At 46.7% G+C, this 12,915-nt stretch carries 10 protein-coding genes; 8 read left to right on the top strand and 2 right to left on the bottom strand.

All coding sequences use genetic code 11. The features are described from left to right. Positions 1–83: 83 nt before the first annotated feature. Positions 84–419: a hypothetical protein gene (locus PBAL39_RS18320; RefSeq protein ID WP_008244292.1), complete on the bottom strand. Its 336-nt coding sequence runs from the start codon at positions 417–419 to the stop codon at positions 84–86. 287 nt (positions 420–706) lie between these two features. Beyond that, positions 707–916, bottom strand: a complete 210-nt coding sequence (locus tag PBAL39_RS18315) for a hypothetical protein (protein WP_008244290.1) — start codon at positions 914–916, stop codon at positions 707–709. A gap of 240 nt (positions 917–1,156) precedes the next feature. Here PBAL39_RS18315 and PBAL39_RS18310 point away from each other — a divergent pair, with 240 nt between their 5' ends. The 8 genes from PBAL39_RS18310 to PBAL39_RS18275 all read left to right on the top strand — a co-directional run bounded on the left by PBAL39_RS18310 (position 1,157) and on the right by PBAL39_RS18275 (position 12,915). Then, complete coding sequence (locus tag PBAL39_RS18310) at positions 1,157–1,756, top strand: RNA polymerase sigma-70 factor (RefSeq protein WP_008244287.1); 600 nt, start codon at positions 1,157–1,159, stop codon at positions 1,754–1,756. Between the two features lie 68 nt (positions 1,757–1,824). After that, entirely contained in the window at positions 1,825–2,856 is a 1,032-nt protein-coding gene (locus PBAL39_RS24805) for a FecR family protein (protein WP_008244285.1), read from the top strand. A 290-nt stretch (positions 2,857–3,146) separates the two neighbouring features. Then, positions 3,147–6,575, top strand: a complete 3,429-nt coding sequence (locus PBAL39_RS18300; RefSeq protein WP_232282979.1) for a TonB-dependent receptor — start codon at positions 3,147–3,149, stop codon at positions 6,573–6,575. Positions 6,576–6,577: 2 nt separating this feature from the next. Continuing rightward, complete coding sequence (locus tag PBAL39_RS18295; protein ID WP_008244282.1) at positions 6,578–8,299, top strand: DUF4397 domain-containing protein; 1,722 nt, start codon at positions 6,578–6,580, stop codon at positions 8,297–8,299. 7 nt (positions 8,300–8,306) lie between these two features. Then, positions 8,307–9,515 (top strand): hypothetical protein, encoded by a 1,209-nt coding sequence (locus tag PBAL39_RS18290; protein ID WP_008244280.1) that lies wholly within the window; start codon positions 8,307–8,309, stop codon positions 9,513–9,515. Positions 9,516–9,540: 25 nt separating this feature from the next. Continuing rightward, on the top strand, positions 9,541–10,608 hold the full coding sequence (locus PBAL39_RS18285) for a fasciclin domain-containing protein (RefSeq protein ID WP_008244278.1): 1,068 nt from the start codon (positions 9,541–9,543) through the stop codon (positions 10,606–10,608). Positions 10,609–10,618: 10 nt separating this feature from the next. After that, positions 10,619–11,869, top strand: a complete 1,251-nt coding sequence (locus tag PBAL39_RS18280) for a fasciclin domain-containing protein (protein ID WP_008244277.1) — start codon at positions 10,619–10,621, stop codon at positions 11,867–11,869. 32 nt (positions 11,870–11,901) lie between these two features. After that, positions 11,902–12,915 carry a fasciclin domain-containing protein gene (locus PBAL39_RS18275; RefSeq protein WP_157274100.1) on the top strand — a complete coding sequence of 338 codons (1,014 nt, stop codon included), beginning with the start codon at positions 11,902–11,904 and terminating at the stop codon, positions 12,913–12,915.

Genomic DNA, 12,915 nt, shown 5'->3' with positions numbered 1-12,915 from the left:
TATGAATGATTAACAGTTGTAAATTGTAAATGTTTAATATTATTGTGCTTTGCTTTGACAAACTTGATGAAGTTGCACCCGGTTTAGCTACACAATTGTAACCTGCCATTTAAAAATTCGTCAATTGCGATCAGGTATGGAACCGGCACATCGCTTTCGCCCCTTAGGGACAGGTTGTGTTGTGCAGAGTTGTATTTCTCGATGAAGATGCCTGATTGTGTGTTGAATTTAAGATATCCCAGATCGAAAAAACGCTCCTGCACCTCCCGGGAGCTGTCGGCAGACTGCTCAGACAGTGGAGTCACCTGCATATTGGCATTATTGACCTGAAGCCATTTGATCTGACCTTGACATTTGATTTCCATAATGGAAACGGTACTGTTTTCCAGGAATAGGAGACATTCTAAATCGGTTTGCATAGGTGTAGGTATTTGTATAACATCTGAAATCAATTTTCAGGCCAGTGTATGCAGGATTTACTATTATTTAGCATGAAAAGTTTCCGGTCCGTACCGGGCCGCCGGCTTAGGGGATGATTAAACCATTAAACAGCATCCAGAGAATGGCAATCATTGTAGTCAGTACGAGGAGATCAAGGCTATGTTTCTTAAATAAATTCATTACATGCCCAACAAGCATGTCTGGGGAATGTTTTTATTTTTTTGTTTTGTTGCAGATTGGGGAATCGCTTGCTGAGGCCGGAGGCCTAGCCATATTCAGTGCCAGGGTTTGTGCCGTCAGAATTGATTCCCAGATCCTCCTCGTCGGGTTTCGTCTGACGATTTGATGATTGGGAGTGCTCATCAAGGGGATAAAGGTTGGACGATCTGTCGATTGCTTCGACATCAACATGCTTTCCTGAGGGACCTTGAGCAATCCTCTCCTGATCTTTTGCTTTAGCTTTCTTCCTGTTCATTTCAATTTACTATTCATTTCAATTTACTGTTCATTTCAACCAAATTCAATTCCACCCGCTTCAGTAGCCCACGTTCTTTTTATTTCAAGCCCTTTCTAAGAGCTGGCAGGGATGGGGTATTTTTAGATTAACAGTAGGGGCTGTAATAAGTTTTGATGCGAATTTGTAACTTAATATTCTGTTAATATACGGAGGTTGTTATCGTTCTATTTTTGCTGACGTAGTTTCCCTACTTGGTATATGCACAAAACATTGGACGATCTGACAGATAAGATACTGGTTGATAAATTTCGGGAAGGCGATGCGAAGGCTTACGACGTTCTTTTCAAAAGATATTATCCTGCATTTTACAGGTATGCGTTGAAGAGTGTAAAAAATACATTTATTGCCGAGGAGCTGGCGATGGACGTGATGCTTGGCTTATGGAAAAACAAGGGTAACGTTTACATTGACCAGGACCTGCAGGGATATCTTTACCGGGCTACCAAAAATGCACTTTATAACCATTACCGCAAGAGAATTCTGGCAACGGTCTCCATGGATGCTGTAAATGAAGAGACGACAGCCTCAGACACCGGATCTGGTTATGACTCCTTACAAAGCAGTGACCTGGAAAAAATCTACCAGCAGAAGCTTAACGAGCTGAGTCCTCAGCGTAGGAAAGTTTATCAGATGAGCCGAGAGGAGAATAAAACTTATTCTGAAATTGCAGAAGACCTCAATCTTTCCGTAAATACTGTAGAGAATTATATGGTTGCCTCACTGAGCTTCTTCCGTAAACATCTGAAGGAACATGTGGATCTTACATTGATGTTGATGATTTTCTTATTGCACTTCTAGAATTTTTTTCATTTCCGGTAGGTGGTATTGATTAAAATATGTGTTTTACCTGTTGAAGCACAATATCAATGGATCAAAAGCATAAAAATAAAATCCTGATCAGGAAGTACATCAACCAGCAATGTAATGCTGAGGAGATGGCGGAACTGCGCAGGCTGATAAAGTTACCCGGCACGAAGGCACTTTTTGATGAAGTGCTGAGCGAAGGCTGGTCAGGTGTGACAGCGCAGGGGAGTGATCACCTGGATCTGGACAATGCACTTGGTAAATTCTACACTAAGTTAGATGCTCAGCAGATTTCGGCTACCCATGTTGAAGAACAGGGAGCCGAACCTGTAATCCGCAGGATCAACTGGCGCAGGCGTTTGTCTTACGCAGCGATATGGATTGTTGTTATCGGCTTCCTGGCTGCTTATGGAATCAATCACCTGACTACAATTAAACAACAGCCGGATTTGGTTTATCAGGAGACGGTGAATCCAAAAGGACAGCGCGCGAAGGTGCTCTTGCCTGATGGATCACATGTTTATCTGGGCGCCGGCAGTAAGCTGTCTTATCCGAGGCAGTTTGCCGACAGTACCAGGGAGGTCAGGCTGGAAGGGGAGGCCTTTTTTGAGGTCACTAAAAATCCGAAGAAGCCCTTCATTATTCACACACAAACGGTAAGGACAACGGTGCTCGGCACATCATTCCGCGTGGCTGCTTTCTCTAATAAACCTATTGAAGTAGAAGTGGCCACAGGAAAAGTCCGCGTTGATGATTTCGCAGGGAACCACCCGCAATCTCTTGCAGTGTTGACGCCCGGGCAGAAATTAAGTTATACCTCCGGACATCCCGTCCTGGGAGAAATTGAAGTTACCGATGTACAGCAATGGAAAAATGCGCGTCTGGTATTTGATAACAAATCCCTAAAGGAAATTGCTGCCGACCTGGAGCGCTGGTACGACATCAGGATTGATTTTCAGAATGAGATGAAATCAGGGGAAAAAATCTCCGTGGTTTTACAAGCCGATATGCCGCTGAATAAAATCATGAAAGTGTTGAGTTCCACGGCGCATTTCAAGTTCCAGATCAAAGACAGGAATGTCATCGTCAGATGACATTTATGATGACCATTCAGATCGCTGCTACATCAATCACCACAAATTCATAAAGGAAAGGAACAACAATGTAACACCCGCTACTTAAACAAGACATTCCCCACCCAAAGGCAGGGAATGTATGTAATGTCTAAACCGTCTGAATTTCGACGTCCTAACGGTTTAAAGCTAGCCGTACCTGAAGAACAGGTGCGGGATTTTTAACAGACCATCGCCTTCCGGCGAATTCATCAGTAATGTTCAAAAATATGCAAAAAGGATCAAAACAATATCCTTCAATTCAATTTATAATGAAATGCTCGTTTATCTTTATTGTGGCCCAGCTTACTTTTATGAGTATGCTGTTTGCCAGTGATGTAAAGAGCCAGGATCTTGATCAAAAAATCAACTTACGGCTGGAGAACGTTACCGTTGCCGATGCTTTGATGACCATCAGCAGGCAAAGTAATGTCCGGTTTTCTTTGAGAGAACAATCCGTCAAAGCCGTAAAGAAAAATGTTACGCTGGTTTCGCCACAGATCAGCATCAAACAGGCAATAGATCACATCCTTGCCAACACCAACCTTCAATATAAAATTGTAGAAGGATACCTTGTTGTAGACAGCAAGCCGGTTCCGATTATCGTGAACGGTACCGTTTACGATGATGCCACAAAAGAAACACTCATTGGTGTGAGTGTAAAAATCAAGGGGGCTGCAGTAGCGGCCTCAACAGATGTGAATGGTAAGTTTCGCATCAGCATTCCCGAAGAAGGAGCTACATTGGTAGTGTCCTACATGGGTTACGTGACCCGTGAGTTCAAAGTTACAGCAGCAAATTCAAAAGACCTTTCTATTCACCTAAAAGCCTCTTCCACCCAACTAAGTGAGGTAAGTGTCCAGGCAAGAAGAAGAACCAATACAGAGGTGGCGGTGCTTGACGAGCGTAAAAAATCCGCTATTGTCCAGGATGCAATATCTGCAGCACAGATTGAGCGTACTGCAAGTATTACAACTACCCAGGCACTCCAAAGGGTATCGGGTGTCACCATCACTGACGATAAATATGTCGCTATCCGTGGGTTGGGCGACAGGAGTGTGGTTGGGCAGCTGAACGGAGTGAGGCTGGCTTCTTCGGATCCTGACCGGAGTTCTATCCCTTTCGATCTTGTACCTGCATCACTGCTGGACAACGTCACCATTTACAAAACCGTAACTCCTGATAAACCTGCGGATGCCGCTGCGGGGATCGTGGAGCTGAAGACCAAGTCCGTTCCAGACAGCATGGTATTTAACGTGGTCATGCAGAGTGGATTTAACTCCAATATTGGTATTGGGGGACAGCACAATAGCTTCTACAACAGCGATATGGGATTTCTGGGTACGAAGATCAATGACAAAAACCTGTCGCAAGACTTCCTGAACCTGGGAACACAGTACAAAGGAGGCTTGAATGAAATCCAGAATATGATTTCCAACAGCGGTTACAGTCCGGCTGTTAAGCAGGAGGTGACCCGCATCAATAACATCATGCAGGGATTTGACCCCATACTGACTACCAAATACAAACAGAGCCCGTTGAACCAGCTGTATTCAGCAACTTTTGGTAATAGTTATACGGTTTTCAAAAAACATAAACTTGGCGTTGTTGCCGGTGGTAACTACTACCGCCGTACTACCGACATCTCTGGCGGTGACATCCAGCAATACAGTATTTACCAGGGGGTAGTCACCGGCAATCCACAGGTGAGCAGCCCGCGTAATATTCCGAACTACATTACGCCCAATAACCTGTACATGGGGCGTTACCAGACCTACAAGGAGAATACGGGTACAGAAACATTAAACTATGGAACACTGCTCGGCCTGACCTATCGTTTTGACTCCCGGAATGAGATCAGCATGCAGTACCTGGGCAGTTGGGGCGGCGAAACTCAGGCTACAAATATGTATGGTGGGTACGAATATACGGGGTTACCGGGGGATGTAAATAGTACCATTTATTCATTGAAACAATCTTACCGTAACCTGAATACCTTCAACCTGCAGGGGGAGCATAAGTTTTTGTCGACGATTTATTCGCCTAAATTAAGTTACAATGTATCCAGCTCAAAGGCGGGTCAGAACGACCCTGACTATCGTTTTGTAACGCTGGCAGACTATATGCCCCGTAGTGGTGGTGCCGTTGGCACGCCTACAACAGGAGTAAACAATGGAACGCAGTATGGCTACTCAGATCACCTGTATGCACTATCTTCAGGTTATGTGAACGGTTTTGGTGCCTATGGCATCATACAGGCAGAGCCCAATGGCCGTCGTTACAGAAACCTCGACGAAACAAATTACAATTATAAAGCCGACCTGAGTATCCCCTTTAAGCTGTTTGGCCAGATGCAGGAGTTCAAAACAGGTGTCAACTACCTGAACAGGGACCGTGAATTTACGGAGAACGTGTTGTTCTTACCGGGGTCGAACTTCTCTTCTAACAAATCGTTGCCTTTATATACTGTTAACGGTAACCTGGATCGACTGGTCAGCAATGAAATTATTGGCATCCGCCCGCAGTCGGTAGGTATTGGAGAAGGGGGAAGCCCAATCGGCGGATTTTTATACAACAGTCAGAAGTCGCCGAACAACTATACCGGTTTCTTTGAAACCAAGGCCGGCTATGCCATGCTGGACCTGAAAGTCAACAAAGACCTAAGGCTGACCGGCGGGCTCCGTTTTGAGTCTACCAATATTCAGTCTGCAGTAGATACTGCCGGAGTATTCCTTGATCCGGCGCTGACCGCCCCTGGGACGAACATACCCCTGACATTGATGAGCCCAAACTCCGTCTACAAGCCGGGTTATAAACCTTATTATTCCCTGAATGCCACCTACAACCTGAAGGACAAGATGAATTTCAGGGCTGGTTTCAATACGACACTAGCCAGACCGGAGTTGCGCGAGATCACCAATGTGTTCGAGTTTGACGCCTTCCAGATGGGCCTTGTGGTGGGGAATCCCAACCTGGTGAACCAGTATACACAGAACCTGGATTTCAGGTGGGAGTGGTTTCCGAACAATGGTGAAGTAATTGCAGTGTCTGTGTTTGGTAAGCGTATTGAAAACCAGTTGTATAAGGTGTTTAGCTTAAAGACCAGTGGTCTTGCTGCAACCTATCCTGAATACCCCACCATCAGGTTTGAGAACGATCCGAATATCGGTAAGGTATGGGGTGTGGAGTTTGAGCTCGTGAAAGATCTGGGCAGGGTATGGGACCCGATGCGCAACTTCTTTATCGGCACCAACCTATTGCTCGCGCAAAGTGACATTAAGAAGTCGCCGGAAAGACTGGAGGCCAACAGGTCCCTCGACAGGCATACACCGGACAACAGTCCGCTGTTTGAGCAGGCACCATTTTCCATTAACGGATGGCTGAACTACGACAATAAAAAGATAGGGACCAGCCTCACCGGAACCTTCAATATGGTGGGTGAGCGTTTGATCCAGATCAACCTGACCGGAGAGCCCGACCTGTACACCCGCCCGGTGCCGATGCTGGACTTTGTGTTCAGTCAGCGCCTCACCAAGCGAGTCCTCTTCAAGGGGTATGCTAAAAATATCCTTAACCCAGCCATTGAGACTGTGTATGCCAATCCGGGTACGGGAGGTACATGGTATGGCAATAAATACCTGAACCGCAGTTATCACCGGGGGGGAGAATTTATGATGGGCTTCACTTATAATCTGTATTAACCATGAAGATATCTAAAAAAAATATACAGCAGCTTTCCGTATTTCTGGGGATGTGTATCGTCATGACGCTGTCCGCCTGTAAAAAAGAGAAGGTGGATTTTGCTTACGACAACAGGCCGGTCACCGATGTACGTAAAAGCTCATCGGTGAGGGTGATGAACCTTGCCGGTTTCAATCAGGTATTGCTCGAGGGCGATACGCTGACCAATTACCAGATCATCCTGCCTACCGATCCAGTAACCAACGTTCCCCGGGCAACGCTCTACTTCCCGGAGGGTGGTACCTTAAGTTCAACATGGAGTGTTCCACAGTCCTTACTGAAAAATGGAAAAGCAACCATACAGGTGGAGACCCGGGCCTACAATAAGCCAAATGACAAGCTAAGTCTCCAGTTGGAAGAAGATGCAAGCCAGCCTATGGACTATTACCTGAGGCCCATCCAGCGTTTTGGCGGTAAGGCTCCCGAATACATCAGGATACCGCGGGATGTGACCGCTCCTTCAGATCCCCGCAAGTTTAAAGTGCGGATCCTGAACCTATCGCAGCGCGTGGAAAATAGCAACATGGAAAACCTGACGGGGCCGATGACACTCACATGGGCAGACGGTACCCCGATCGATCCCAGGACAAGCAACATCCCTGAAGGACATTATTCAGCGTATATTGAACTTCCCTATACTACCGCGCAGCTGAAGGTGCTGACCAGTTCAGGAATCCAGGTTCCGGGAACCACCAATGAGCTGATCTTCCCCGAAACGTCAACGTTGACCATGCCTGTAGGATGGCCTCCTGAAGACAGCAACCTGACTTTCGCCGCGTTCCGGAATTACGCTCCAGGTGGGGTGTACACCATTGTTGTTTCCCCCTACAGTTTCAAAGTTCCTTACCTCAATGGAAATCCGGGTGAGACCGTAGATAGCTACCAGGACGCTGTAAGGATCATCAATGACATCAGTGAGCCCCTGAATACAACCTATGGAAGGGTACAGGCTGTAAATGCCCTGCCGGGCGTAAATGAAGTGAGTGTTACCATGAATGGGCAGGTCATGGGCGGAAAGATAGGCTACACGGCAAATACCGAATACCAGGAATACATCGTTGGCCATTATCAGGCCGAAGCGAAAGATGCGAACGGCCAGGTGCTGGCCAGGACAGAATTTCAGCTGGACCCCAACACTAACTTTACATTATGGCTGCACCCCAATGCGGAAGGAAAAAATACCATCACTGCCGTTGCGAATAACCTGAGCAGTATTGTTCCGGGCACCGATGCTACAGATGACGGTACTTACCTGCGCAATAAGCTGGAGCTGCCTTTCAGCATTCGCTTCCTGAACCTTTGTCCGGATTTACCTTACCTGACTTTCAGCACAAATAATGGCCAGGCATTTCCTTCAGTATTCAGTTATGACGCTACGGCCGTCAATAACCTCAGGCCCGGTGTTGTGCCGTTTGTGGCGCCCTATGTACAGCTCAGGTACCAACAGCCGGCGTATGAAGTCATGGCTTTCCGGTCTTCACCTGGCGTAGTTCCGGGTGCCTGGGCCAGCGACATTACCGTGCTGACTGGAAAAGAGCTGATTGCCAGGCCAGAATTGTATGTGCGTAATGGATTGCCGAATCATGAGCCGGGCATTTACACCATTGCCCTGGTTGGCAGTACAAAATCATCGGCACCTGCAGGCCAAAAGGCTAAAATGATCATCCTGAAACATACCAAATAACAACATCATGTTAAGATTAAAAACTAAAAACACCATCTCCTCTCTTTTCATTGCCCTGTTGTTTATGGCCTCGGGATGTGCGAAGGTAGAGTACGTGACCATTGCGGATCCCGCCTATTTAAGGGTATTCAATAATTTAAACTATAAAATCGGTATAGAGAATAAGGATGAAATGCTTCCTTTCCTGACGATGCTGATCGATCCCGTAATGGATGCCAATGGTACACCTGTTTCGGCAGCGATAAAAGGCGATTTTCTGGATCAGCGTGATCCCTATGCGCCACCATACCCTTCCCATATTGGTAGTGGTACTACGGTCAACAATCCCGAATATCCTGGCAGGGAGAATGTGCTTGTCGGTCCGGTGGTAAACGGATTTGACCTCAGCAGCTGGGCGCAGATCCCCTCGGGTGAGCACCGTGTCGTGTTCATGTTCCGTCCGAAGAACAGCATCCCTTTCTTTGACCTGGATGAGAAACTTAAAAAGAACGTATTGATTGACACGACCCTTGTGCTGGATATCAAAGAAATCTACACGCTGCATGTTTTGCAGAAGGATTATAAGACCAGGAAAAATGGGATTTATCTAAGGAAGGAGAATTTTCATCAGCTTCCACTATCAGATTCATTGGTTTACGTCAACTTTTACAACATGAGTGCCAAGGGGTACTGGGAAGCTGACAATGATGAGAAAGGGGGCACCATCTATGGCAAAGGAGCTATGGGTAACGGCATTAAAGACCAGATGAATGTCCTGCTGACACTTTTCAGGGACGCACCGGCAAATGTGTTGCCGCAGAAGCTCCCAGGGTATAGCGGGAAGTTCCTTGGAACCGTAACCAGGAACACAGACGTGATCAATGTGAGCCCTTATTACAGCTTTCCTTTGTTCGCCGACCGTTCTGCGGGGGGCATACATACAGACATCTGGCAGCGTTTTGATTTCCTTGCTCCCGGTATGGATCTTACGAATCTTCCTTATAACGGTACCGATATGAGGACCGAAGGCAACTGGGCGCCCTTACATTGCTACATGGCCGGAAAGACTTCCAGACCTGAGCAACAGAATGCGGTGAGCCTGCCAAATACCATTGTCAACATTCATTCAGGTACTTACAACCCCCGTTCCTTCGCAACGGTAAATACCATTGAAGTGGTCAATGGAAATGTATACCTGACGACCATCCAAAGAAAATATGCACCTCCAATCTATTAATGATTTTAATCAAAAGATACTACAGATGAAACTAAGCAAATCCTGGAATAGATTTCATTATCTCTGGTTATTGCTGCTTCTGGCGGGCCTCAGCTCCTGCAAGCACGACAACCTTGAAATTGATAAAGCAAATGAGAACTTCAGACCTGCTGCTGACTTTATAAAGAACAATTATGACCTCAGCCTTTTTGCGGCAGCAGTAGAAAAGGCAGGCATGAACGAACAATTGAATGGTGCAGGTCCTTTTACCATTTTGGCGCCCGATAACAATGCGTTCAATATGATCGGCATCAACCGTCCTTCGGATTTTGATAAGATGAACCCGGACAGCCTTAAATATATGGTACAAAGCCATATCCTGAACGAGCGTCTGCTGCGCCGTGATATTCCCTTTAACGGGATCGATGTACGTTACAGGACACTTGCAGGCAACGAAGTGTATGCTTCCGTATCGGATAGGAGCAGCACCGATAATTTACTGTTTTTCAGCGGTGCTTTTGTCAGCCGCTTTGATGTGACCCTTGCCAATGGTAACCTGAATGTATTAAACAGGGTCATTAAATATGAGCCGAAGGTCACTGTTCAGGAATGGTTGGACAAGAGGCCGGACTATAGCATCCTGGTGAGCGGGTTAAAAAAGTTCGGCCTTTGGGAGCAGCTCGCTAAGGATGGGTCCAATACTGTTGTGGCGCCGAAGAACAGTGTGTTCGAAGCAGCGGGTATGACTGCTGAAGTAGTAGCGGCAATGAACACTGACCGTTATATCGGTTCGAGGTTGTTTGGTTGTTATGTGCTGAAGGACAAACATTTCTTTATTTCAGATTTCGACGTACTTGGCAGCATCAATGGTGATGCCTTTTATTACCATCCGATTGCCGGTGATACCTATATCATGGTCTTTACTGTTGGCGGATTTAATGGCAACCTGACTTATCACATTGAGACCAGGACCAGCCGGTTCGGTTTATATGAAATCATCTCGAATGCCAGTGGACGGAATCAAAAAGCTTTTGATAACCTGCTGGATAACGGTCTGGTACAGGATCTTGACAACGTCATCATCCTTCCTGAGCAGGCCATGAAAACCAATTAAAACAAGAGACATGAAAAAGTTCAATATAAGATTATTCGTCATTTGTCTGGCTTTGCTCTCGCTGGCAGCGTGCCGTAAAGAAGAATTCCAGCCTGAAGTAGAAGGCATCCAGATTCCTCATGAGGATTTAACCACTACCTGGTCTGAGGCCCTGGAAGCCTCACCATACACGCTTTTTAAGGCCGCATGGAAACGTAGCGACATGAACAGCATCATCGAAAAAAGAGGAGTGCAGGCACCCTTAACGTTGTTAATTCCAACAGATGCTGCTTTTCTCGCTGATGGGCTCACGCTGGATGTCATCAATACCACCAGCCCGGATTTACTGGACAGCCTCCTGCTGTACCATGTGATCAGTCAGGACATTGAACCCAGGGCCCTGAGCCAGAGGACGGAAAACCTGGTCGGCATTACCATGTTGGAAAATACCTATCTGAGGTTGCCAGGATTTGAAAACCAATATCAGACAGACCCTTATCTGTACAGGCACTATCTGGGGATGTCTGGGAACGACTTGCTGATCAACGGCAAGAAAGCCGATGCACAGACGCCAACAGTTACTAAAAACGGGACCATATGGCCGATAGGGCATCTGCTGAAAAAACCGACAAAGACGATGATGCAGGTGCTGGAAGAAGATGGTCGTTTCTCCATGTATGTAGGGATCATGACCCTGACTGACCAGTTGTGGACTGACGCCTCTTATGATTTTTATCCACGCAGCTCGCCGTTTAAACCAGGATTGATCGTTGACCCGATTGGCTGGGGCCCTAATATCATCTTCCGTTCTATCTTTGCACCTACGGACGAAGCTTTCCATGAAGCTGGATTTCATTCCGTGGACGACCTGATGGCGCTCAACAACCGCGTGCCTTTACCGTATCTGAACGAAGAGACCTTCGAAATGGTCGGTACAGGATATGTGACAGATACCTTGCTCACCATGCACCGATGGGGGAAACTCTTTAAACAGGCCGACGGATGGGGATATGGAACGGAGACTCCGGACATCTTCTATTCCAATGATCTGAATAATACTTTACTGACAGATTACCCGCTGACGACCAAAGGGTATACGGGATCACTTCCAATTGTATATGCGCAGTTTGACTTCAGCAAAAATGCAGAAGGAAAAGTGACGATGAAAGTGAAAGGTTCAGCTGCTCCAGCAGCGACGGTTATAGAGGGGGACATCAATACCCTGATGGGGCCCATTCATGTGGTAAACCGCCTCATGCCGCCCAAAGAATTTAAATACTGATCGGTTTTTTTAGATTATACAGATTAATGAAAATGAATCACTTAACAAGAATATCTACAATATCACTTTATATGTGGCTGGCCATTGTTGGCTGTAGCCTGATGTTCATCGGGTGCAAGAAAGATGATACCGACGCCACTAAAAAGGATTTCAATACCATCACTTCCATTATAGCGGATAACTTTAACCTTTCCATTTACAATACAGCGCTGATCCGTTCCGGCCTGGCGAACCAGATGATGGAGACAGGACCCTTCACATCGATAGCTCCATCAGATGCCGCATTTGGCCTGGCAGGTTTTACGAATACGACGGCCATCTTATCGGCTGATCCTTCAAGGGTATCGTCAATCATGAATTACCATATCCTTAATGGAAGGTATGACCTGAACAAAATGCCCTTTCTTTTCAACCAGGAAGTACGTTCTTCGAATGGCGGGAAGCTTTTTGTCACCCACTGGGTCAAAGGTGCGGATACCGTCCTCACGATCAACGGGGCAAAAGTCCTTTCTAAAAATGTGGCTGCGTCCAATGGCCTGATCCAGGTGGTGGACCGTGTACTCGAGCCATATACTCAGGATCTTGTGGTGAACGCCATTGCTGCCGACCGTCAGCTGAGCCTCTTCTACCAGGCGCTTCAGCGCGCGGGATTGCTGGAGTTACTCCATGGAAATGGGCCTTACACCATCTTTGCGCCCAACAATGCTGCAATGACGGCTTTTGGGCTGAGCTCGCTGAAGGCCATTAATGAGACAGAGCCCGCAGTGTTACAGCGTCTGATGCGTTACCACATCATCGCCGACAGGAGGTTTGTCTATGACTACATACTGAGCACGGGGACCTCTAATCGCAGTGAGCAGGCCATGATCGATGGCAATTCCGTTCAAATCAGGTTGATACCTAATCCGCAGGTGAGTGGTGCTTATACCGGCATACAACTGATGGGTACAGGAAATACCTCGCCTGTAACTGTCGTGAAGCAGGATTTATTGACCGGCAATGGCGTGGTACACACCATCAGCAGCCTATTGAAAATTACACAGTAA

This window comes from Pedobacter sp. BAL39 (assembly GCF_000170795.1).
Taxonomy (GTDB): domain Bacteria; phylum Bacteroidota; class Bacteroidia; order Sphingobacteriales; family Sphingobacteriaceae; genus Pedobacter.
Note: the sequence above shows the minus strand (reverse complement) of the source record. Positions and strands in the feature narration are given on the sequence as shown.